Below are 24,912 nucleotides of genomic sequence, written 5' to 3'. Positions count from 1 at the left end.
ATCCTAATTCTTGATTCCTAAGGTTAATCCATGAGGATTAATTTCGACACATTATCATGAATTCCTTTAAAAGTTGAGTAAATATTCATAAGTCCGATCTTTATTGTAACAAAAATGTTACCTTCTGAGTACCTGAAAGTTTTCCGAACTTCAACATATACATGGTTGTACGAGGGCTTTTCCCTAATGGAAAGGAGTATATCATGCGTAAAATCCATATCATACTCATTACGATTACTTCGGCTATATTGCTGTGTTTCGTTATACTCATTGCGCTTCAGCAATACGCAGGACAAGATACCGTTCCTAAAGGAACTACGGTTGCTGGTATGAACGTTGGTGGAATAAAAAAAGAAGATGCACTCCAAATATTGGCGGACCAATTTGCTGAGATGGAGTCGAGTACAGTTGTGTTTGAAGCCCCGAATCTTCAGGTCAACCTCACTTGGAGAGAAATCGGCGTTAATTATGATGCAGGAAAATTCCGAGCTGCGCTATCTACACTTTCAGAGGGAAACCTGTGGAATCGCATTTCAGCTCGAAAGAACTTTCCTGAAGTATGGAAGATGAACACTTCATATGATCCCAAGCCTCTACTAGCGGTATTTAGTCCCGATTGGGAAAAATCCCGATTCGGTGAACTTGTTAATGCTGTCCGAACTATAGCTAATGATGATAGCATTCACTATTTACCGGGGCAGCCAGCTCAGCGCATTCATTGGGAGTTATTCTCCTCTGCCATTAAGTCAGCTAGCCCTACCTCTTTATCAGAAGGAAATAACAAGTCAATGGAAGCTACTGTGATCAAAATTCCACTACAACTTGTACAGCCCCCTGTAACGATCGATACCTTGAAACAGGAGGGAATTAAACGCAAAATAGCCCAGTTCTCAACTGGACTACAAAATAGCGGTACAGGACGCGTATATAATGTTGAGGCGGCAGCACAAACGATAGATGGGATGACGTTACCACCGGGTGGTATTTTTGACTACGCCTCCGTTATTGAGTCCGCTGAAGAAGTGTACGGCTTCCGAGAGGCACCCGTCATCTTTGGTGGAAAGCTTGTACCGGGTGTCGGTGGTGGAATCTGCCAGGTCTCGAGCACCCTATATAATGCCGCAATCCGCGCAGGGCTTACCATTGTAGAGCGCCGCAATCACTCACTACCTGTCAGTTATGTACCTAAAGGTCAGGACGCTACCTTTGCGAAAGGATATATTAATTTTCGTTTTAAAAATACATCAGGACAACACTTACTCATCAGAGCCCAAGTTGAGAACGGTGTGTTGACGGTCAAACTATTCGGGGATATGCCGCAGAATGTAACTTATGAGATTCAATCCCGTACTTCAAAGGTTCTTCCATCAACAAACAAATATGTTGTGAATAAAACACTACCTGCTGGAGCCTGGGAGATCATCATCCAAGGTAAAGAAGGTTATATTGTTGAAACATACCAGATTAAGAAAATCGACGGTAAAGTCGTTGAGACTCGAAAACTCTCAAAAGATACCTATCCGTCTCAACCTACAGTCATTGCGATGCATGATGAAGGGTCTGATAAAGGGATCATTTCTCCAGATACGAATCCAAAACGTATTGTGGAAGATGGGGTAGAGGGGCCTACTTTTTGATGGAACATGAATTTATTTATAAACTGTTGCTTGTAAAAGTTTTCATATGATACAGTTAGCTTTCACTCCTGACATTAAAATAGGAGGCTTATCAACCACACCAAAGTTTACTTGAAGCGGTTGAAGATCATAGGAGGATTTCAAACATCCATGAATAAAGATATGACTAACTCACTTAGCTCTCCACGTAGCACCTCCATCACGCTACTGGTCCTCGCTATTCTTCTGACGTCTGCTACACTGCGAGCCCCTATTACGGGTGTCGGATCTCTTATAAGTGAAATTCAAGCTGACTACGGGCTGTCTCACACGATTTCCGGGATGCTGACGACTTTACCATTGATCGCATTTTCGGTATTTGCCTTGGTTGCGCCTAAGCTATCACGTAAATTCGGTATGGAATGGACGTTAATCTATTGCATGATTGCTTTAACAACTGGAATTGTCATTCGTTATCTTCCTAATGTTACGGCTTTATTCATAGGTACGGCATTAATAGGTAGCGCAATTGCTGTATGTAATGTGCTCGTTCCTGGATTGATCAAACGGGACTTCCCCCTTAGAATTGGGCTGATGACAAGCTTATACACTTCTTCCATGAACATGTGGGCGGCCATTTCTTCAGGAATCAGCATTCCGCTCTCGAACACTGCGATTGGGTGGCGAGGATCTCTGAGTTGCTGGGTAATTCTTACCGTTATAACCACCTTGGTATGGCTACCACAGCTTCGCCGCAAGCCTGCAAAGATAAGCTCCAATGGTGCAGCGCAGAAGCGTAAATCAGGATCCGTATGGCGTTCTTCTGTTGCATGGCAAATTACGATATTCATGGGGCTCCAATCGATCATGTTCTATGTCGGGATCACTTGGTTGCCAGAAATTCTTCATGAAAAGGGTATGAGTCCCGAAAAGGCCGGCTGGATGTTATCCCTCATGCAGATTATGAGCATGATTGGATCTTTCATTATGCCGCTAATCGCCACGCGGACCCAAAGTCAGAAAATATTAGCCGCATCATCATCTGCGTTATTTTTAATTGGATTTAGCGGAATTTGGTTAGGTCTTCCGTCGCTTGCACCACTGTTCATTATGTCGATCGGGCTTGGCTGTGGTACAACCTTTAGCCTTGTCATTCTATTCTTTGCACTCCGTTCACGATCTGCAGAGCAAGCCGCTGAAATGTCGGGTATGGCTCAGTCTATCGGATATTTGCTGGCCTCAGTTGGCCCGACCATGTTCGGCTTCCTTCACGACAAAAGTGGGAACTGGAACACCCCGCTTGCCACGATGGTCTGCCTAACCCTTTTCACCATTGCTTTCGGGTATGCAGCTGGACGGAAAGGTTATATCCACCCCGAGTGATGCTGTTCCGAAAAAGTCAAAGCCCCCTTATTCAAGCGATAAGGGGGCTTTCATTAATTTCTATTTTCACCAATGTGCTGACTCTCTGCAATTTCAGATTGCTTATCATAACGAAAATGGTCACGGTACTCTACCCGTCGGATTCTGCAGCCCGGGCCAATCGTGACATTTCCACCGCGGACAACATCCGCTACCGTATGCTCCAAGTATACCGTGTCGCCTTCGATTAGCTCTGCCTTTAAATCTGGCGTCCCCCAAGGCTTCAACATCGAGATCCATTTCCATGCAGGAAGTGGCTCAACCCGTATATCTCCCCCAACGATCTCCATGGCGTGGCTTGAACCGACCAATCTCATTTCTACTCGCTCCGCATTTATCATACCTTCGGTTTGCAAAGCACCCTTTAGTCGAAAATATTCAACCTGACATCCGTTTTTGACGGTACAACTTCCGAAAATACCGATCTCATCCCCAGAAATCCCTTCTCCAATATGGACATCTCCATTTAACCGGGTCTTCGTGGCCGTTAAACTTCCGCTTATGTTCAGATTACCCGTTAGGTTCATTTCTCCACCTTGTAGCGAACCAGAAGTTGTTACATCACCTGTAGCTTTTAATTGATCACTCTTGAGACTACCGTCAATCTTCACCGTTCCCGTACATTTAAAAGTTCGACAATCAACATCGCCATTAATTTCGGCATCGCCAACAATACTCACCTTATCAAAGAATCCACCGTTAGAACCGCTATCGCCGACAATTTTTAAATTGGAACGGTTCATCTCTTGATTATGGTCATCCATTCTTGTCACCCTCTTATTTAGACTTGTTCTGCTTGGCCTACTGAGGCTTGTGGATCCGCTTCATAATGGTGTTTATATTCAACACGTCCGATCTCGCAGCCAGGGCCAATCCGTACCGAGTTGCCACGAACGATTCTCGCCGTTGTTTCCTCTAGCACTATATCATCACCTTCAATAACTTCCGTTGTCAGACGGGCTGCTAAGGATGAGGATAGCATGGCTAAAATAAATCTTGAGCCCATTTTTTTACGAACATGAATGCGTTCTCCACCGATTTCTTTGGCACGACAAGGTCCTGCCATTAAGATCTCTAGTTCACCTGCATTTAACATCGCTCCAACCTGAATCTGGCCATGCACCTTCAAGTAATCGTACTCCGCACTACCTCCTAGCTTCAATCCTCCATCTATATCTGCACGTTCACCAGCAGCATTTCCATCGGCTTTTAACATCCCATTAATATCTATATTTTCGAACTGTACATCACCATCAACGCTCAGCATCCCATCTATACGAATCTTGCCTCCACCGATCTTGGCTGCCGCTGAACCGGTACCATTGATACGAAATTCCCCCGCTTGCAGGGAATCCTTTAGCTTTATTGTTCCATTAGCTGTAAATGAGGTGCAAGAGACCTGCCCGTTCACAGTCGCAATACCGTCCGTATTGATTTTCCCGTATGAACCTCCTGATACCGTACCAATCCCGTTAATTTTCAAGTTTTTAAATTCTTGTTCCATCTCTTACGCCTCACTTCCACCAATTTTCAACTTAAGCTCTTCCGTACATTGCGCCATAAACAATGATGTTACTACTTTAACTCCCTGGTCAAAACAAATGGTACTGCCCGAGGATAGCAGGATAAACGCAGCAACCCCCATCTTCCGTATGAGTATGAGCTCACAATCTTTTCCTGAAAAAATCGACAAGTGTTCTTCTAATGTGCCTAATAGCAACTTGCCTTCGTCCAAGGAAATGTCTCCACTTTGCAGTAGTTTATCTAGTACATATATCATCAGCATTTTATCGAATGCAAAATGGTCTTGGTGTCCTGTCACTTGTATATACAAATTCAAAGCGCTGGAGGTAACAATGTTACGATCAAGTATTTCTCCTGCACTCAGATGCACTTCACCTAAACTAGGAGAAAAGACATCCGCAAGCTCATCAAGCGATAAGTCTTCCTTCATGTTTAGTATTTTATCAATGCGCGGGATAATCTTAAGCCTTGGAAAAAAGGTCTCCTGCCCCGTATACGAAGACTTACGGATAAACCAATCCTCTGGAATCAAGTTTTTCCGCTTCCAGCGGTATAACTGACCATATGATATTCCTGTCAAATCCAATAGCTCTTTCTTGGATATTAGATCGTCATTCATGTTCATACCCCTTTCAGAAAACAGTGTAACATAACATTGTTACGCAGTAAATACTGAGTCTAGAATTACATAATAAAAAAAGGAGAACCCCTGGGGCTCTCCTTCCTAAGCATTGTGATACCGTTTATTGCTGTCCGATGACTTGATCCGTCTTTCCCTGTAATTTAACAAGTCTCATGATGACAGAGGCGACTTCCGCCTTCGTAACCGTCTGCTCCGGATTGAATTTACCATTCTTTCCTTGTAGTAGACCTAGTTTGACAGCCAGTGCTACGGCACCTGGATTGCCAATCTTTGCGAAGTCACTGTATTGTCTAACAACGGAGTCCTGGCCCATGAATGCAGATAGTTTATTGTATTTCACTATAGCTGTCAGCATAACCGCTAACTGTTCTCGGGTCAGCTTCTGATCCATCTGCAGTTTATCATCACGGCTAATCCATTGACGTTCTGCGGCATAACTTACAACGTTATAATATGGACTATCCGGTGCAACCCCGGCAATGGACTTAGGCTCACTCATTCCATAATAGCTACTATAACTTGCATAGTAAGGAGATGACGCCTTAACCATCATCGTAAGCCAATCACCTACACTAACAACTTCATTTGGCTTCACGTTCCCCTGTTCATCGGGAGTAATAATATAGTACTCCACCAATGTTGAGAGATCTTGTTCAGCCCAATGTCCCTTCAGGTCAATAGGCTTGATAACGGCCTCGGGTAGGGTGCCACCTTCATATACCGTTATCCATTTACCCGAAGTTGCGTCCAGCATCTCATAAGGTCTTGTAGGATCAGCTGGTTCTGGACTGTACACCAGATACATTGCTGGATCAATATAAGAATTATCCACGTAATATCCCCCGATACGGGAATACTGCAGCTTCAACTTATATTGATTCTGGTAAGCCGTCAAGGCTTCCTCTTTCGTTACTGTAGCAACTGAAGTTCCTGTGATTTTCTCCAAATTTTGCACCCGATCTGCACTGTAATACTGCAATCTTCCATAAATATCAAAAGTAACTGATACTGAACCACTACCTATAGGAACTCCGTTAATATGACGGATAAACCTAAAGTTGTACTGAGTTCCTTCTTTATTTAAATTGGAGTCATCCCCACGCTCAGTAAGTTTAAGATTCTGACTAGCACTAGGATATAGCCGGTTTACGAACTCGATCGCCTTTTGCTTGGCTGTCTCTTTCGTCAACTTTATTGCCCCGCTGGGAGTAGGCAACAATGCTTGCAGGTCCTGACTGCCGTATTCAGCAAGACGGAAGCTCACAATTTCACCAGTTATGGCATCGATCTCTGCTGAGGATTGCGATGGAAATCCACTAGCATACGCCGCATCCTTTTTCCCCCACGTTAATCTCCATATTTTCCGATTCGGGTCCATATAATCCTTATCCAACATTTTAGAGATTAGTGTACGTCCTTCTGGTATGACAGCTACTTGCTCAACGAGCTTGGCAGCTTCTTCTGCGGTTAGCTCTGAACTTTGGCTTCTAGCTTGGAAAATAATATCCTTCGTTACCGGTACATCAGTATAAATCACAGGAGAAGACGACACCTCCTCTCCCTGAAAATCGATTTTGTTACCTGTTGTCGCATCAAATGAATTCACAGCATTATCTGTTGGACGCCAGCCAAGTATCCAATTGCTGGTTACGCCATTTTTATATATTGGAATATAGCTTAATTCGACATCAAATTGGTCAACAAACTTTTTCTCCACCGCTTCTTGAGAAATAGAAGCTACAGAAGAGGGGTATTCTACCCCGTCTGACGGCTTCGAAAATTGAGTAACACTACCATTTGCATCTATTGAGATATAAATATAATCAGATGAAGAAGGAATGCCATTTCTCAGTATCTTGAAACTAAACCCATATTGAACAGGTCCAAATAAAGAAATATTGCCCCCATTCCAATTGTTCTCTTCCAACTGTAAATCTTTAAGCGAAAGGGACGGGGCAGCTTTGGCGACAAAGGACTTAGCTTGTTCTAAAGCCTGTTCTTTTGATAGTTTCGGAGGATAATAGGACTGATTCCCTTCAATAGGCATACTAATATACGCATTAATCAAATCCCCGGTAACCGCATCTACTTGGGAGTTAAAACCATAGCCTGAATTCCCCACTTGATAATTCCAATAGATGTTCCAGATCATTTGATTTTTAGACGCAGGATACTCGTTGTTGTTTCCCAATTCAACACTTTGGACACTTGCTTCCTTTAGAATAGGAAATAGTTCTGTCAACTTAGTGATCGCTTGCTCCTTGGTGAATTTCACCTTTGAGAGATCCGCCACCACGGGCTCGGGCATAGGTATTTCACCTGCTGCAATTTTTATCTTCATCTCATTGGATAAGGATTCATACACAGTGTCCGAAGTACTGACCGTTACATTTTGCGTTACCGTATTTGATCCACTTGACGTGCCATCAGAATTCGCCAAAGCCAAACCTTGAGGAAATAATAATGAAAGCGCAGCCACACTTAAACACGCAACTTTCGTTGTATGCTGAAACTTCCAAGCCTTATTTTTGCTCAATCTTTTCCATCCCTTCTCACTTAACGTATTTCTCTTTATTGTATAGATGTTTACATGATTTTTCCATAACTGGTTCATTTCAGTTCCATATTACGTACCTGATCCAACAGAGTTTAACATTCCCTTTATAAATCTATGGTTCAAAGCTAATTATCCTGTTTAATAATAAAGATGTACCCATTTATCGGGTAACAAAATTTTAAGGAGGTAAAACCCATATGGTGACTACTTTACTCGCTGAATTACCAGCAAGATCCAAACCATTTTATTGTCATTCTAATGACTCCAAGTCTCTTATTGGCGAAGGAATACAATCCGCACCAAGCATCAGTTTATCCCTAACTTGTAGAGAAACCATTCGCGTGATGTTTAGCTATCCGGAATCCCCTTGCATTGTTGTATGTGATAAGAAGAACCATCCCGTAGGTTTGATCATGTGCGAACGATTCTATTTGAGAATTTGCAGTCGTGCTGGAATGGATTCATTTTATAATGACCCGATTTCCAAACTGATGACCCATAACTTCCTAAGTGCAGATATTAACGACTCATTAACACAGATCAAAGCCGCAGCTTATAACCGTCCTCCAGGTATGCGAAACGATTGTATCGTTGTAACAGACAACGGCAAGTTCGTAGGTATCGTCCAAACCTCTGATTTAAATCACTAGTCCCATATCTCCCTCAGGCTTACTAACCCTTACTTTCCTCAAATCCCTCAATTTCACAGCAAAAGAAAAACCCCAGCTGAGGCTGGGGTTTTTGCATGTTTGATAGAATCATCTTGTCCACGCATCCTAGTTCAAACTTAGCTCAAATTCATACATCCCTGCGAGTAAGCTCCGTTTACGGTCTTTGAAATCTAATTGCATATCTATTCTCTCGCAGTGCCATTCACGAAGAGACATGGGGACAGGAACCTTGTTTCACTTTAACTGTTATGTAAAAGACCCCTATCGATAAGATAGAGGCCGTGATCGTTAAACTTATTATTTACTTTTCTCTAAGTATTCTGCAACCCATACTCCCGAAGCCTGAAGCTTCTCTTCTGCTCGAGTAATTGCAGCAGCCACTTGTTCGGTCGCTGTGCCACCATATACGTTACGCGCGTTAACCACCGTTTCAGGTTGCAGCACCTGGTAGATACTCTCATCAAACAGAGATGAGAAGGTCTTAAATTCCTCTAATGTGAGATCAAGCAAATATTTATTATTTTGGATGCAATACAGCACGGTCTTACCAATAACCTCATGGGCCTGACGGAAAGGCATTCCTTTGTTAGCAAGGAAATCAGCAATATCTGTAGCGTTGGAGAAATCCTTGTTCACCGCTTCACGCATCCGATCTCCATTCACCGTCATTGTCGCGATCATTGGAGCAAACAGTTGCAAAGCACCTTGCAGCGTAGCTACGGTATCGAACATGCCTTCCTTATCTTCCTGCATGTCTTTGTTATAAGCCAGTGGCAGTGATTTTAGCACTGTCAGAAGACCCATCAGGTTACCGTACACACGCCCTGTTTTACCACGAACCAGTTCCGGTACATCAGGATTTTTCTTCTGTGGCATAATGCTGCTACCTGTACAGAATGCATCGTCCAGTTCAATAAAGCGGAATTCTGTACTACTCCAGAGTACCAGCTCTTCGCTGAGACGGGACAGATGCATCATAATGATGGAAGCATCCGCTAGAAACTCAATAATGAAATCGCGATCGCTAACCGCATCCAGACTGTTCTCGTAGACACTGTCAAAGTTCAATTGCTGCGCTACAAAATGACGGTCTATCGGGAATGTTGTGCCCGCAAGCGCCCCAGCTCCAAGAGGTAATACATTGATGCGTTTGTAGCTGTCTTGCAGACGCTCAATATCCCGCTGGAACATCGAGACATACGCCATCAAGTGATGTGCGAATAGAATAGGCTGTGCCCGTTGAAGATGAGTATACCCTGGTAAGATGGTATTCAAGTTAGCCTTAGCTTGTCCAATCAATGCCTCCTGCAAATCATGCAACAAACCAGCGAACTCAACGACACGCTTACGCAAATACAAATGCATATCTGTTGCTACCTGATCGTTACGACTGCGGCCAGTATGCAGTTTACCGCCCACAGGACCCACTTCATCAATCAACTGTTTCTCGATGTTCATATGGATGTCTTCGTCCGATACGGAATATTCCAATTCTCCGCGAGAAATCTTGTGCAGAATAGTATGAAGCCCTTCCTTAATCTTATCTACATCCTCTTCAGGAAGTATCCCGCATTTACCGAGCATGGATACATGCGCCAGACTTCCTTGTACATCTTCTGCTGCTAATGCTTTATCAAACCCAATGGATGCGGTATATTCTTCAACTAATCGGTTCGTCTGTTTGGTGAAACGTCCTCCCCACAGCTTACTCACTTAACCCACTCCTTGTCTCATTCAAACTGCAGACCGCCCCCTTTATGAGAAGCTGTTCAAAAGTCATCTAGTGATTCCGAAGTCACCTATTCGGGGCTCAGCTCATTAGCCTTTTTTGAACTCGCAATGAAAGGGAAGCGGTCGTTAATCTTTTTATTTGTTGTTTTGCTCTACACCAGAGCTTACTTTCAGACGTAGCGCATTTAGACGGATAAATCCAGTAGCATCCCCTTGGTCATAAGATTGCGTTGGATCTGCCTCCATCGTCGCAATATCTGGATTGTACAGACTGACAGGACTCTTTACGCCGGCAGCAATGATATTGCCTTTGTATAGTTTAACACGTACGGTCCCTGTAACGTTCTTCTGGCTCTCACTAACCAACGCTTGCATTGCCAGTCGTTCTGGTGCAAACCAGAATCCGTTGTACACCAGCGTGCTGTAACGAGTAATCAGACTGTCGCGTAGACTCATCACTTCGCGATCCATTGTCAAAGACTCCATTTTACGGTGAGCCGTAAATAGAATTGTGCCCCCCGGTGTCTCATATACACCACGGCTTTTCATACCAACGAAGCGGTTCTCCACCATATCCACACGGCCAATTCCGTGTTTACCGCCGAGCTCATTGAGCTTCTCCATTACGCCCAGCGGACTTAACGCCTCGCCGTTAAGCGCTACGCAATTACCCTTTTCAAATTCCAATTCCAAATATTCTGCCTCATTCGGTGCATCTTCAGGTGACACACTGAGCAAATACATATCTTTGCTCTCAGGAGCAGAAGCATCGAACCAAGGATCTTCCAGTACGCCGCTCTCATAACTGATATGGAGTAGATTACGGTCCATTGAATACGATTTAGCTGCTGATGCCGTAACCGGGATCCCGTTCTCCTCTGCATAGGCAATCATCTCAGCACGTCCTGGGAAACGATCGCGGAATTCGCTTAAACGCCAAGGAGCGATAACAGAAATTTCTGGTGCAAGCGCTGCCGCATTGAGTTCAAAGCGAACCTGATCGTTTCCTTTTCCCGTTGCGCCGTGAGCAATTGCTGTTGCGCCTTCTGCACGAGCGATTTCGACCATACGTTTAGCAATCAAAGGACGAGCAATACTTGTTCCAAGCAAATACTGTCCTTCGTATAGTGCTCCCGACTGGAACATCGGATAAATGAAATCTGACGCAAACTCATCACGGAGATCGTCAATGTATACTTTGGATGCGCCAGTAGCAAGTGCTTTCGCTTCTAAGCCATCCAATTCTTCCTTCTGCCCGATATCCGCCGTGAATGCGATAATCTCAGCGTCGTATGTTTCTTTAAGCCATTTAAGAATAACGGAAGTATCTAGTCCTCCGGAATACGCTAGCACGATTTTTTCTTTTGCCATGATTAGAGATCCTCCTACAGGTTTTGTTTGAACGTATACAATTATCCTAAGAGTGCTGCCATTAGCGCTTTTTGCGCATGTAGACGGTTCTCTGCTTGATCAAAAATAATAGAATGTCCGCCGTCAATAACACCCTCGCTAACTTCCTCACCGCGGTGAGCCGGTAGACAATGCATAAATAAATAATCCGGTTTAGCGTGACTAGCAAGCTCTTCATTTACTTGGTAGTTACAGAATGCTAGCTCACGCGCCTTTTGCTCTTCCTCAAAGCCCATGCTCGCCCATACATCCGTATAAATAACATCGGCATCCTGTACCGCTGCCTTCGGATCACGAACCACTTCAATCTTCGCACCAGTTGCTTTCGCCATTTCCTTAGAATCAGCTACAATTTGCGCGTCAGGCTCATAACCCTCAGGACATGCGATCGATACATGAACACCTAGCTTAGCTCCACCAATCATTAAGGAATGTGCCATATTATTACCATCGCCGATGTAAGCGAGTTTTAAGCCTTTTAAGGTACCCTTATGCTCATAAATCGTTTGGTAGTCTGCTAGTACTTGGCAAGGGTGTGCCAAATCACTGAGTCCATTAATGACAGGGACCGTAGAATAACGAGCCAAATCTACCACCTTGTCATGGCCGAATGTACGAATCATAATTCCGTCTAAATAACGTGACATGACGCCTGCTGTATCGGAAATCGTTTCGCCACGACCAAGTTGGATATCGTTTTTGCTAAGGAAAAGCGCATGCCCACCCAATTGATAGGTTCCCACTTCAAAAGATACCCGCGTACGCGTGGACGATTTCTCGAAAATAAGTCCCACCGTCTTACCTTTAAGGGGCTGATATTCTTCTCCGGTCTTCTGTTTATGCTTAATCTCAATCGCGAGATCAATCAAATACTCAATCTCCTCGGTTGTATAATCGCTCATTTCAATAAAGTCACGGCCACTAAGATTAAAGCTCTTCTTCACTTCAGATAGACTCATAGTTCATTTTCCTCCTTGGCCGTATATTCGGCAATCAAAGCTACTAATGTATCTACGGCTTGATCAATTTCATCGCGATTCACTTTGAGATTGGGTAACAACCGAATCACGTTTGGCCCAGCAGTAACGAAGAGGAGTTTCTTCTTCTGTCCTTGAAGTACAAGTTCTGCTACCGACTCAATGCAATCAATTCCGATTAGAAGTCCTAAGCCACGAATTTCTTTCACAAAAGGCTCATCTTTAAACGCCTCTTGAAGTTTTTCAATCAAATAATGGCCCATTTTCTCGGCGCGCTGCGGAATCTGTTCCTCGATCATCGTTTCCAATGTTGCTATAATCGACGCTGTAACCACTGGATTCCCGCCAAAAGTAGAAGCATGACTCCCCGGCGTGAACGCTTCACGTAGGTACTCCTTCGCTAACATCGCTCCTGCAGGCAAACCACTGGCTAACCCTTTAGCCGATGTAAAAATATCCGGTTCGATTCCATAATGCTGATGTGCGAACCATTTGCCTGTACGGCCCATTCCGGTTTGTACTTCATCCACGATCAACAGCAATTCCTGCTCCTTACAGAGCGCCGCAAGCTCTTGAACGAAGCTCTTCTCTACAGGATACACGCCACCTTCAGCCTGAACCATCTCCAGCATAATCGCTGCAGTGTCCGGTCCAATTGCCGCCTTCAGTGCATCCATGTCATACAATGGAACCGTTGTAAAACCAGCAGGCAGTGGAAGGAAGCCATCTTTAACCTTTTGTTGTCCCGTCGCAGTCAAAGTAGCTAATGTCCGTCCATGGAACGATTGCTCGAACGTAATGACCTCAAAGCGACCCGTACCTTTTACCTTCTGATGATAACGGCGTGCCAGCTTAATCGCAGCTTCGTTCGCTTCAGCTCCACTATTACAGAAGAAAACGACATCCGCGCAGCTGATCTCAGTCAGTAATTGTGCTGCCTTTTCCTGTTGCGGGATATGAAATAGATTCGATACATGCCAGAGTTCATCAAGTTGAGCTTTGACTTTCTCTCTCACCTTTTCTGGTGCATGCCCCAGATTCGTCACGGCGAGGCCGCTCATAAAGTCAAGGTAACGGTTCCCTTGATCGTCCCAAAGCCAACTACCATGCCCTTTCACCAGGCTAAGAGGATAACGTGAGTAACTAGGAAACAGGGCGCTCCCCTTTTCTTCAACGGGGATCTCCTTCACATTTGTGAGATCACTTTGTGCCATCGCTGTTCAACTCCTATCGATTTGTAAACAACTCTCTCTATTAACTATATCGCTTTGCTAAGGTAGAGGCTACTACATCCGCATGATTTTGGTACCGATTATCTCACCAGCGAGCACTTTTCCGAGTACCCCAGGCTGACTACCATCTACGATGACAACTTCCCTTACTTTACCATTAATACAAGCAATAGCGGCCCGGACCTTCGGGATCATACCACCGTAGATCTCTCCACTTAGAATCATATCTTCAATTTGTTGCACGGTAACCACAGGAAGTACCCGTTTTTCACCGTTTACACTTTTTAGAATACCTGGCACATCGGTCACCACGATCATACGCTGTACCCCAAGCTCTGAAGCAACTGCCCCAGCCGCAGTATCCGCATTGATGTTATAACGCTGGCCATTTGCACCTACACCAACAGGCGCGATGACCGGCATGTAGCCGAGCTTCAGTACCCCTTCAATTAAGGAGGCATTTACTCCTACCACATCACCAACTAAACCAACTTCAGCACTAGCTGAAACGGGCCGGGCTACGATCAAATCGCCATCCACGCCGGACAGACCCAGGGCCTTACCACTCGATTGCCCAATACGGCGCACAATTTTTTTGTTAATACTGCCTGCAAGTACCATTTCTACTACGTCAAGAACTTCTTCAGACGTGTACCGGAGGCCATTCACAAATTTAGTCTCAATCCCGAGCTTGCTCAGATTCTCCGATATTGCCGGACCCCCACCATGAACAATTACGGGCTGGATCCCACTTCCTTGTAGCTTAACGAGATCCTCATAAAAGGAATCAGGCAATTCTTCCAGCGTGCTTCCGCCACATTTCATCACAAATGTTCGGCTAATCGCAGCCATTTCTGTATGAATTCCGTTCCCATCCAATGCCGCTTTCATCACCTGTAAAAACTCCTTTCAAGTAAATTGGAAAGTAATAGGCTACGATAGCGAAATGTTCTTACGATCGCTGTTGTTCCCGAATTTCTTCATTGAATTATTTTATATAGTTGAAATTCGGGAACAAAGGCGAACGTAGCCTAGGCTTCCGATGCAGCTTTCCGTAGGAAAGCTTATAGCTTCTTCAGAATCATTTCGCTCTCTCCGCTATATCAGTTTTCATATATGAAATTTATAGTACGTGATCAAAAGATGACTTTTTGAACTACATCTTCTATTAAGTGCGGTATGCCGCGTTGATTCGTACATAATCATAAGTAAGATCACAGCCCCAAGCCGTTGCGACACCTGGGCCATTGTGCAAATCAACCTTGATTGTAACGGTGTCCCCTTGTAAATAAGTTAGAGCTTCATCCTCATCAAATGGAATTGGCCGAGAAGCGGTCAATACAACGATATCTCCCAGCTTGATGTCCACTGTCTCCGGATTGACAGGCTCACCCGCGCGACCCACGGCAGCAATGATACGTCCCCAGTTGGCATCAGCACCAAATATAGCTGTCTTAACCAGACTGGAACCTACGATGGTCTTAGCAATAGCACGAGCTGACTGATCCGAAACGGCACCCTCAACCGTTACTTCTACGAGGCGTGTCGCGCCTTCACCATCTCTAGCGATCGCTTGAGCAAGTGTCTGGCATACATGTCGGAAGGCAGCGGCGAAGGCATCCCAGTCTGGGTGACTTGGAGACAGTTCGGCGTTACCTGCAAGCCCACTCGCCATCGTCAGTAACATATCGTTTGTACTTGTATCTCCATCTACCGTTATCATGTTAAATGTTAAATCAGTCGTCGCTCCAAGCAGACCTTGGAGTGCGTTAGGTGCAATTGCTGCGTCTGTTGTAACGAACGCTAGCATCGTTGCCATATTAGGATGGATCATGCCAGAACCTTTAGCGGCACCAGCAATCTTTACTTCATGTCCATCAACGTCAAGTGATACGACGACTTCTTTCTTCACGAGATCCGTCGTCAAAATCGCTTGGCAGAATTGCTCTGCTCCTTCATTGTCTCCTGACAGGGAACTTGGAAGATTAACAATCCCACTGTTCACACGATCCATCGGCAGCAATTCTCCGATAACACCAGTGGAGGCGACGGCAACTTCCGTCTCTGCCAAGCCGAGAGCATCCGCGGTGGATGCGCGCATCTCGTAGGCATCAGCTTCACCCTGTTGCCCAGTGCAAGCATTGGCATTGCCACTGTTCACGACGATGGCTCGCAGCTTCTGTCCTCCTGCTGCGATACTCTCCCGCGTCACCTTTAGTGGCGCCGCTTGGAATACACTCGTCGTGTATACAGCCGCTGCTACCGCGGGTACCTCACATACAATCGCACCCAGATCATTGCGCGATGTCTTTTTCAAACCACAATGTAGTCCTCCTGCCCGGAACCCCTTAGGGGATGTAACGCCTCCATCTGGAATAACTCTATATAGACTTAGCACGCCCATGTCGTTCTCCTCTCACTCTATGGATAGACGGGACTAAGCTTCAAACCTGTTGTTTCATCCCAACCCATCATGATATTCAAATTTTGAATTGCTTGGCCTGCGGCCCCTTTGACGACGTTATCGATTACGGATACGATGGTAACCCTCTTCGTACGAGGATCTACTGCAAAACCAATATCGCAATAGTTGGAGCCGAACACTTCCTTGGTAGCTGGCCATTTCCCTGCTTCCCGGATCCGTACAAACGATCTTCCTTCATAATACTGGCGATATAACTCTACTAGATCAGTTTCTGTATAATCACCTTTTAAACCAGCATACATCGTACTCATAATCCCACGTGTCATCGGAACTAAATGAGTAGTGAATGTTACGGTCACGGGCTCCCCAGCAATTTGCGATAAGCTCTGCTCGACTTCAGGAATGTGCTGATGCTTGTTGATTTTATAAACCTTCAAGTTTTCATTAATTTCACCATAATGGCTCGTGAGACTGAGTCCTCTGCCTGCACCAGATACTCCCGATTTTGCATCAATAATGATGCTGTGGGGATCAATCCAACCTGCGCTAAGTGCGGGGATCAGTCCCAGCAACGTTGCCGTTGGATAGCAACCTGGATTAGAGATCAAACCGGTGGACCTCGCTACTTCATCACCATTAATCTCGCATAAACCATATACTGCTTGCTCAAGCAATTGATCTTCAGGCGCTTCATGTTTATACCATTCTTCATATGTAGCGCCATCTTTAATGCGAAAATCACCCGACAGGTCGATGACCTTCAAGCCGACTTGCAGAAGTTCAGGCACCAATTTGCCACTAACCCCAGAGGGGGTAGCCGTAAATACAACATCAGCCTTTGCTGCAATTTCTTGTGCATCTACACCATCTAGTGGCTGCACTACAATATCCGTTAAGTGTGGAAATCCTTCACTAATCAGTGACCCCGCACTCGAAGCCGAAATAACTGAGACAATCTCTACTTCTGGATGCCCGAGCAAAAATCGAATGAGCTCCACACCCCCATACCCTGTGGAGCCAACAATAGCAACCTTAACTTTCTCCCCGCTCACTAGCCTTACCTCGCTTTCCATTCTCGTCTTTATCTATACTTATTGATTATGCATTCCCGTTAATAATTATGTATTATTATACGATCATACTAATAAAAATACAACAACGAATAGAGATATCTATTCAGTAATCTACCATATTTTTCATATACCTTCTCGTGGCAAAAGAACTATGACTCAATAAAATAAGGAGCCATCCCTTCGTATTTTTTATTATACGTCCGGGATAGCTCCTTATTATCATTATGAATTAAACCGTTGTTAACTGATCTTCGTTTGCAGCAATTCTATCAATTGTTCTCCTGGATTCATATCACCTCCGCGTTCTCCGTTTGGACCTCCCACACCTTGAGGAGGTTGTCCCTCGTTATCAGTTGCCCGTTTAATATCGCTACCTTGTGGTATTTCACCATCTTCAGGTTTGCCTGGCATGTTAGATTCCATGTTGCTTAGGTATGTCTGCTGATCATTGCTTAATTTTTCTACAATGTTAGTTTTAATCTCGTCGGTCATTTGTTGACTCGTCATCATTTCCTGAACGATTGGAAGTAGTGAATTCGCCTGCTCCTTCGTAATTTCAAGCCCTTCCTGCCCATCCATCATCACTAATGAACGCAATACATTCGTCATTTGCATTTGGCTTTCGTCCAGTTTCCCTTCTGAATTGCCTGGCTTACTATCATTCTCTGTGGTACTGTTGTCCACTTCAGAATTTTGGCCATTGGTATTCACACTATTACGGGCCGCCTCATTTGCCTGATTTGCTGCACATCCACTCAATAGAAGCAATGTCAGTAAACTAGCACTCATTACGATTTGCATGTTCTTCATCTTATCTTGCTCCTTTACCCAGATTAGGAATACTTACATCACTTCATGTTCCTTATTCTAATCTAGCTAACTGAAGCCCATCTGAAGATCACCTTAAGATATACTAAAATACCCCTCAATCTATCGCAGCATGGTCGCGATTTCTCGAAGGGTAAATTTATTTATTATTACTCTTGCCGCTTGAATCCCTCACCAAGAACCTCATGAGCATTCGTAATAATGACAAATGCCGTTGGCTCTAGCTGTTGTACAAGTGTCTTGAGGCGAGTTACTTCACTCTGTCCTACAACGACCATGAGCACCGTCCGGTTATCACCTGTATAACCACCTTGCGCTGATAGCTTCGTAAGTCCACGATCCAGCTCATTTAACACCGCCTCTGTAATTTCATCCGTCTTATTCGCGATGATATATGCTACCTTCGTGTAGTTTAGTCCCAGCTCAATCATATCAATGATCTTCCCTGTAATATATAATCCAATCAACGCGTAAAGAGCCTTCTCTGGCGATAAAATAAATCCTGCCATCGTGATCACGATTCCATCCATCAACATGACACACACGGATAAGCTGAGTCCCGAATATTTCTGAATGATCTGTGCCAAAGTGGATAATCCACCGGTTGAACCACGGCCGCGGAACACAATACCTAGACCTATCCCAACTCCAATACCACCGTAAAGTGAAGCCAGTAACATATCTGTCGTCGGTACAGACCAATCTTTCGTCAAGTATACAAACAGAGGTAGCACAATGGTTCCCAGTAATGAGCGTATCGCATAGTTTCGCCCCAACGCCAGGAATCCTGCAACGAATAACGGGATATTTAATGCCCACTGTGTAAATGCTGGTTCAATTCCAAACAGCGACTGAGCTATAACCGATAATCCTGATACTCCCCCAGAAGCAATATGGTTCGGCACCAGGAATAAATTGAAGGCCAAAGCAGTAATAAACGAACCCACCAAGATCATCGACGTGTCTATGATATGACGTCCTGGTCCTGTAAGGGGCATTTTTTCTCTAATTCTCCGTATCTTTGGCGGCACTGTGCCTCCTCCTCACTGACTCCAAAAAAATTCCTACACATTCTGCAGTCTGGCCAGAAGTAGTAACTTCTTAACCGAACTGTTGAAGTGTAGGAATATTGTTCTTAAATTTTACTGAGTTTCAACTCGTATTTGACTTCGTAAGTAACCGTCGATAAAGGCATCCAGGTCCCCGTCCATCACAGCGCCAACATTACCGCTTTCAACCGATGTACGGTGGTCCTTAACCATACTGTAAGGATGGAAGACATAAGACCGGATTTGACTGCCCCACGCAATATCAGACTGTTCACCGCGAATCTCATCAAGCTCCTTCTGCTGTTCTTCGAGCTTACGTTCATATAACTTAGAGCGGAGCATGGTCATCGCCTGTTCCCGATTCTTGATCTGAGAGCGTTCATTCTGACAGGTTACTACGATCCCCGTAGGTAAATGTGTGATCCGCACCGCGGAATCCGTCGTATTGATATGCTGCCCGCCCGCACCCGTTGCACGATAGGTATCAATCTTGAGATCCTCCGTCCGAATCTCTACAGTCACATCATCGGTAATTTCCGGAACAACATCACACGATACAAATGAAGTGTGTCTCCGCCCGGAGGAGTCAAACGGAGAAATCCGTACTAAACGGTGTACACCCTTCTCCGCTTTCAGGTAGCCATAGGCATTATAGCCTTTGATCAACAGCGTAACACTCTTGATGCCCGCCTCATCACCCGGCAAATAATCCAATGTCTCTACCTTGAAACCATGCTTCTCTGCCCAACGAGTATACATCCGCAGCAACATTTGGCCCCAATCTTGCGACTCGGTACCACCTGCACCAGGATGTAGCTCAAGAATGGCGTTGAGCTTGTCATATGGTTCACTAAGAAGCAACTGGAGTTCGAAATCCTCTAATTTCTTCACCAGTGAAGCAACGGAATCGGAGATTTCTGCTCCTAGCGACTCATCGCCTTCTTCCTCAGCAAGCTCAAGCATCATCTCGGCATCGTCATATTCTTGCTGCAATCCCAAATACTTATCCACGAAAGACTTAACGGCATTCATTTCCGCGATTAAAGTCTGTGCCTTATCATTATCATCCCAGAAATCTGGTGCAGCCATCTTCTCTTCGTAATTCGCGATCATTTCCTGTTTGAGGTCTAAGTCAAAGAGACCCCCTAAGGTTGGATAATTTCATCGTAATCTCGCGCATATCGTGTTTGACACTTGGGTCGATCATGTTGCTTCGTCACCATCCTAAATTAGATAAGTTTCAGGCCGGCACTCTTATGCATTCTGGCCGTGGCAGTGTTTGTATTTCTTACCGCTACCACACGGGCAGAGATCGTTACGTCCGACTTGATCTCCGCGTTGAACTGGACGCTTCTCAGCTGGCTCACCACTAGTGGAAATCTTATCTTCGTCAACTACCGCTTGACGCTCTTGGTTCGTCTCTACTTGTGCCTTCATAATATATGTTGCAACTTCTTCTTGGATCGTAGCAACCATTTGGTTGAACATCTCGAAGCCTTCAAATTGATACTCGCGAAGAGGATCGGTTCCGCCGTATGAACGAAGGTGGATACCTTGACGCAGTTGATCCATCGCATCGATGTGATCCATCCATTTGCTGTCTACAGAACGTAGAGCAATTACTTTCTCAAATTCGCGCACCATTTCAGGTCCAAGTGCTTCTTCACGTTGATCATATTTTGTCATGACCTTTTCAAAAATATAATCAACGATCTCATTTGGCTCTTTGCCCCATAGCTCATCTTTCGTGATAGACCCTACATCCAGCAGCTTACTGGTTACATAGTCAACCACTTCTTGTAATTCCCACTCTTCAGGAATCTCTGAGCTTGTATGAGCTTCAACGATCCGTTCAATAACAGGTTTGATCATATCAATGATAATTTGCTTGATATTATCCGATTCTAATAGTTCACGACGTTGTTTATAGATAATCTCACGTTGTTGGTTCATAACGTCATCATATTGAAGGACGACTTTACGAACGTCGAAGTTGTTACCTTCAACCCGTTTTTGCGCCGATTCAACCGCTCTAGTGATCATCTTGCTCTCGATTGGCTGATCTTCTTCAAAACCTAGACGATCCATCATGTTCAGCACGTTATCCGCACCAAACCGCTTCATCAACTCGTCCCCAAGGGATAAGTAGAATTGTGTTGAACCTGGGTCGCCTTGACGTCCCGCACGTCCACGCAACTGATTATCAATCCGGCGTGATTCGTGACGCTCTGTACCGATAATGTGTAATCCTCCAACTTCGGATACACCTTCACCAAGCAAGATGTCGGTACCGCGGCCCGCCATATTCGTAGCAATCGTCACAGATCCAGGTTGACCTGCACGCGATATAATCTCAGCTTCTTCCGCATGGTATTTCGCATTCAATACTTTATGCTGAACACCTTTACGTTTTAGCATTTCAGAGACGCGTTCTGAATTCTCGATCGACACTGTACCAACCAATATAGGTTGATTATCTTTGTGACGTTTCACGATTTCTTCAACAACCGCTTTGAATTTGCCTTCTTCACTCTTATATACAACATCCGGCATGTCTTGACGCATGTTCGGCTTGTTTGTTGGTACTTGAAGAACCTCAAGACCGTAAATCTTCTTGAACTCTTCTTCCTCGGTCTTCGCTGTACCCGTCATCCCCGCTAACTTGCGGTACATACGGAAATAGTTCTGGAAAGTAATCGTAGCAAGCGTCATGCTCTCATTCTGTACTTCGATACCTTCCTTCGCTTCAATGGCCTGATGAAGTCCATCGCTATAACGACGACCCGCCATGAGACGACCCGTAAATTCGTCAACGATAAGAACTTCGTCTTCTGTCACTACATAATCTACGTCACGACGCATGATAACGTTCGCCTTCAACGCTTGGACTACATGGTGGTTAAGCGTAATATTGTTGTGATCGTATAAGTTCTCAATTCCAAAAGCACGTTCCGCCTTGCCGACACCCTTCTCCGTCAGAGACACAGCTTTGACTTTGATGTCCACTGTATAGTCTTCTTCCGGTTCAAGGCGCTTCACGAAGCGATCAGCTGCATAATATAGCTCAGTAGATTTCTGAGCTTGTCCAGATATAATAAGCGGTGTACGAGCTTCATCGATCAGAATGGAATCGACTTCATCAATGATACAGAAATGAAGCGGACGTTGAACCATCTGCTCTTTGTACAACACCATGTTATCGCGAAGATAGTCAAAACCAAATTCATTATTTGTTCCATATGTGATATCACAAGCGTAAGCTGCTTGTTTATCCACGTGCTCCATACCATTGAGGTTGACCCCAACCGTCATACCTAAGAAGTTATAGATTTGAGCCATCTGCTCGCTATCACGTTGTGCCAAGTAATCATTAACGGTAACGACATGCACACCTTTACCTGTGAGTGCATTCAAATAAACCGGTAGGGTTCCGACCAATGTCTTCCCTTCACCGGTTTTCATTTCAGAGATACGCCCTTCGTGAAGCGCCATACCTCCAACGAGCTGTACATCAAAATGACGCATACCCAGCGTTCTCTTAGAGGCTTCTCTAACAGTAGCAAAAGCTTCTGGAAGAATTTCTTCTAGCGTTTCTCCCTTTTCTAGACGTTCACGGAACTCCGCAGTCTTTCCTTGTAATTCTTCGTCAGAAAGCGCCTCAAATTTGGGTTCTAATGTATTGATAAGGTCTACCGTCTTCATGAGACGTTTGACATCACGTTCATTGATGTCGCCAAATATTTTCTTAACTAATCCTAGCATGATTAACCCCTTTCACGGCAAAACAGATCATTTGCCTAAATTGTAACAGTTTGTAAGGGTTGTCGCAACAGACACCATCACCACTGTTCCGTGGTAAACTCTTATATCTATTAATAAAGAGCCCTACCCGCAAGCGGATAAGGCTCGTTTCCTTAAAAATTCAATTGCAAGAATTTCCACCTGCATTCATACAATCGTCATGATTGGATACGTTATCACTAACCCTGCTCGATTAAACCGTACTTGCCATCGTCACGTTTATATACAACATTTACGTCCCTAGTGTCGATGTTAGAGAATACGAAGAAATTATGACCTACCATATTCATCTGTAAAATCGCTTCTTCAACATCCATCGGTTTCAAGAAAAAGCGCTTCGTACGTACTACTTCCAAATCATCCAAGTCATAGTCAGCTTCATCGACCATAACCGAACCGCTGGATGCACCTTCAACGAACAATTTCTTCAAACTACCTTCTTGACGGAACTTACGGTTAATTTTGGTCTTATGTTTGCGAATCTGACGTTCCAGCTTGTCCGCAACTGCATCCATTGATGCATACATATCTTCGCTTCGATCCTCAGCGCGGAGTACAACGCCAGTAAGAGGGATAGTTACCTCCACCACGTGCAAACCTCGTACAACACTTAGTGTGACGGTACCATCTGAGGTGGGGGGTGCATCAAAGTACTTGTCTAGTCTACTGAGCTTCTTGTCAACGTAATCTCGCAAAGCATCAGTCACTTCAATTTGCTGTCCACGAATACTAAAATTCATAGGGCACTCCTCCTTTGTTTGCACCTTTATTATACCATAGATGTTAGCCCAAAGTAAAAAGTGTAAATTCAAATTCAGCACATTGTAAAAAAATAAAGACCCTAGGTTCCCCCAGGGTCTAATGCTAGCGAATCTTCAATTGTTAACCATCGTACCGTTTATATGTAGGTCGGCTGTGCCGGATGATTATAAAATATACTCTAATGCTATTAGTCCAGAGGAAAAATCAAATCTATAGCCACACTTTTTCGTACTAAATTCCGTTCTAGATAATTCATACTTTTTATCTTTCTCAACTACACAATTATTAATTACCCAATCAAAGAGACGCAAAAAATCCGCTCCCAACCCGTGCTCTGTTGAGGAAAAAATACCACCAGAGGCAGTAGGATCTTTAATTAGATATATCGTACAATTCTTAATATCATTACAAAAACGTTCTTTATCCGAATGATGTATCATATTATCGTTGATTCCATGGAAGCATACAATATTAGCAGTATTGCAAAAATCTGTATATAAATATGGGAGATACAGAAGGGAGTCGTCCATTTCAATCCTTTTAACGAAATAATTAAAATTCAAGTTTAATGACGGAAGACATCGAGTTGCTTTCAGATACACCGGGTAGATATACGCGGAATTATCAATAATTAATGAAAACAAATCTGGTACAAATCTATTACATTGGAGAGCAAGATACCCCCCATGTGATTGACCGTAACAAATAATCTTCTTTTCATTAAAAACAAGATTATTCTCTTTCAACATAGAAATAACAGCTAGAACTGAAGTTATATTATCAAGTGACTGCATAATCGACATATCATTAAAATTATCAATACTTTCATGTTTAACTTCTGCCTGCATAAACTCATAACCAAAGTAATCACACTGAATACAAACCAAATTATACAAATCTGCAAATTGTTTTCGCATTTTTACGTATACATTAGAGCCTGCATGTCCACCGTATCCTGCAATAAATAATAATACCCCTGTATCTTCGTTTACCCCTGCATCTGGCTCACTAAAATAAACTTTCAAATCTCGATGCTCGCCGGTGTAAATATTTGGATGACCAGCCATAGTAAAATCATAATCTCTTGACATATTTCCTCCTGATCGTAAACTGTATTTCTACCTATTCCACTCAGTCCATTGTTCTATCCATACTCCAAGAGTATTCATATAATTATATCGGCTGATCCTT

20 protein-coding genes are annotated in these 24,912 nt (G+C 44.1%); 3 read left to right on the top strand and 17 right to left on the bottom strand.

The window, feature by feature from the left end:
- The first annotated feature begins 203 nt into the window (after positions 1–203).
- A complete protein-coding gene (locus IEW05_RS19085) occupies positions 204–1,637 on the top strand; it encodes a VanW family protein (protein WP_188541426.1) in 1,434 nt (477 codons plus the stop codon).
- Positions 1,638–1,787: 150 nt separating this feature from the next.
- Positions 1,788–2,999: a CynX/NimT family MFS transporter gene (locus IEW05_RS19080; RefSeq protein ID WP_188541425.1), complete on the top strand. Its 1,212-nt coding sequence runs from the start codon at positions 1,788–1,790 to the stop codon at positions 2,997–2,999.
- Positions 3,000–3,052: 53 nt separating this feature from the next.
- Here the strand turns inward: IEW05_RS19080 and IEW05_RS19075 are convergent, their stop codons facing one another.
- The 4 genes from IEW05_RS19075 to IEW05_RS19060 all read right to left on the bottom strand — a co-directional run bounded on the left by IEW05_RS19075 (position 3,053) and on the right by IEW05_RS19060 (position 7,741).
- Positions 3,053–3,802 (bottom strand): hypothetical protein, encoded by a 750-nt coding sequence (locus IEW05_RS19075; RefSeq protein WP_188541424.1) that lies wholly within the window; start codon positions 3,800–3,802, stop codon positions 3,053–3,055.
- A gap of 17 nt (positions 3,803–3,819) precedes the next feature.
- Complete coding sequence (locus IEW05_RS19070) at positions 3,820–4,542, bottom strand: hypothetical protein (protein ID WP_188541423.1); 723 nt, start codon at positions 4,540–4,542, stop codon at positions 3,820–3,822.
- A gap of 3 nt (positions 4,543–4,545) precedes the next feature.
- On the bottom strand, positions 4,546–5,181 hold the full coding sequence (locus tag IEW05_RS19065; protein WP_188541422.1) for a YhbD family protein: 636 nt from the start codon (positions 5,179–5,181) through the stop codon (positions 4,546–4,548).
- Positions 5,182–5,305: 124 nt separating this feature from the next.
- Positions 5,306–7,741 carry a YcdB/YcdC domain-containing protein gene (locus tag IEW05_RS19060; RefSeq protein ID WP_188541421.1) on the bottom strand — a complete coding sequence of 812 codons (2,436 nt, stop codon included), beginning with the start codon at positions 7,739–7,741 and terminating at the stop codon, positions 5,306–5,308.
- A 218-nt stretch (positions 7,742–7,959) separates the two neighbouring features.
- Between IEW05_RS19060 and IEW05_RS19055 the strand changes: the two genes are divergently transcribed.
- Positions 7,960–8,412, top strand: a complete 453-nt coding sequence (locus tag IEW05_RS19055; RefSeq protein ID WP_188541420.1) for a CBS domain-containing protein — start codon at positions 7,960–7,962, stop codon at positions 8,410–8,412.
- 318 nt (positions 8,413–8,730) lie between these two features.
- Here the strand turns inward: IEW05_RS19055 and argH are convergent, their stop codons facing one another.
- The 13 genes from argH to IEW05_RS18990 form a co-directional block, all read right to left on the bottom strand.
- Positions 8,731–10,146, bottom strand: a complete 1,416-nt coding sequence (gene argH, locus IEW05_RS19050; protein WP_188541419.1) for an argininosuccinate lyase — start codon at positions 10,144–10,146, stop codon at positions 8,731–8,733.
- 153 nt (positions 10,147–10,299) lie between these two features.
- Positions 10,300–11,535 carry an argininosuccinate synthase gene (locus tag IEW05_RS19045; RefSeq protein ID WP_188541418.1) on the bottom strand — a complete coding sequence of 412 codons (1,236 nt, stop codon included), beginning with the start codon at positions 11,533–11,535 and terminating at the stop codon, positions 10,300–10,302.
- 41 nt (positions 11,536–11,576) lie between these two features.
- A complete protein-coding gene (gene argF / locus IEW05_RS19040) occupies positions 11,577–12,533 on the bottom strand; it encodes an ornithine carbamoyltransferase (protein WP_188541417.1) in 957 nt (318 codons plus the stop codon).
- A complete protein-coding gene (gene argD / locus IEW05_RS19035; protein WP_188541416.1) occupies positions 12,530–13,765 on the bottom strand; it encodes an acetylornithine transaminase in 1,236 nt (411 codons plus the stop codon). The genes argF and argD overlap by 4 nt, the downstream gene beginning before the upstream one ends.
- 72 nt (positions 13,766–13,837) lie before the next feature.
- Positions 13,838–14,674 carry an acetylglutamate kinase gene (gene argB, locus IEW05_RS19030; protein ID WP_188541504.1) on the bottom strand — a complete coding sequence of 279 codons (837 nt, stop codon included), beginning with the start codon at positions 14,672–14,674 and terminating at the stop codon, positions 13,838–13,840.
- 277 nt (positions 14,675–14,951) lie between these two features.
- Positions 14,952–16,187 (bottom strand): bifunctional glutamate N-acetyltransferase/amino-acid acetyltransferase ArgJ, encoded by a 1,236-nt coding sequence (argJ, locus tag IEW05_RS19025; protein WP_188541415.1) that lies wholly within the window; start codon positions 16,185–16,187, stop codon positions 14,952–14,954.
- A gap of 17 nt (positions 16,188–16,204) precedes the next feature.
- A complete protein-coding gene (gene argC, locus IEW05_RS19020) occupies positions 16,205–17,281 on the bottom strand; it encodes an N-acetyl-gamma-glutamyl-phosphate reductase (RefSeq protein WP_188541414.1) in 1,077 nt (358 codons plus the stop codon).
- A gap of 240 nt (positions 17,282–17,521) precedes the next feature.
- Entirely contained in the window at positions 17,522–18,091 is a 570-nt protein-coding gene (locus tag IEW05_RS19015; RefSeq protein ID WP_188541413.1) for a hypothetical protein, read from the bottom strand.
- Between the two features lie 167 nt (positions 18,092–18,258).
- On the bottom strand, positions 18,259–19,107 hold the full coding sequence (locus IEW05_RS19010; RefSeq protein ID WP_188541503.1) for a YitT family protein: 849 nt from the start codon (positions 19,105–19,107) through the stop codon (positions 18,259–18,261).
- 144 nt (positions 19,108–19,251) lie between these two features.
- A protein-coding gene (gene prfB / locus IEW05_RS19005; protein WP_188541412.1) for a peptide chain release factor 2 occupies positions 19,252–20,365 on the bottom strand; the annotation gives its coding sequence in 2 pieces (ribosomal slippage) (positions 19,252–20,292 and positions 20,294–20,365; 1,113 coding nt in all).
- 47 nt (positions 20,366–20,412) lie between these two features.
- Entirely contained in the window at positions 20,413–22,920 is a 2,508-nt protein-coding gene (gene secA / locus IEW05_RS19000; RefSeq protein ID WP_188541411.1) for a preprotein translocase subunit SecA, read from the bottom strand.
- 218 nt (positions 22,921–23,138) lie between these two features.
- Positions 23,139–23,699 (bottom strand): ribosome hibernation-promoting factor, HPF/YfiA family, encoded by a 561-nt coding sequence (gene hpf, locus IEW05_RS18995; protein WP_188541410.1) that lies wholly within the window; start codon positions 23,697–23,699, stop codon positions 23,139–23,141.
- A 186-nt stretch (positions 23,700–23,885) separates the two neighbouring features.
- Entirely contained in the window at positions 23,886–24,812 is a 927-nt protein-coding gene (locus IEW05_RS18990) for a DUF2920 family protein (protein WP_188541409.1), read from the bottom strand.
- Between the last annotated feature and the right edge of the window lie 100 nt (positions 24,813–24,912).

Source organism: Paenibacillus segetis, from assembly GCF_014639155.1.
In the GTDB taxonomy this organism is placed as follows: domain Bacteria; phylum Bacillota; class Bacilli; order Paenibacillales; family Paenibacillaceae; genus Fontibacillus; species Fontibacillus segetis.
The sequence above is the reverse complement of the archived record's forward strand: the minus strand, read 5'-3'. Positions and strand labels throughout refer to the sequence as shown.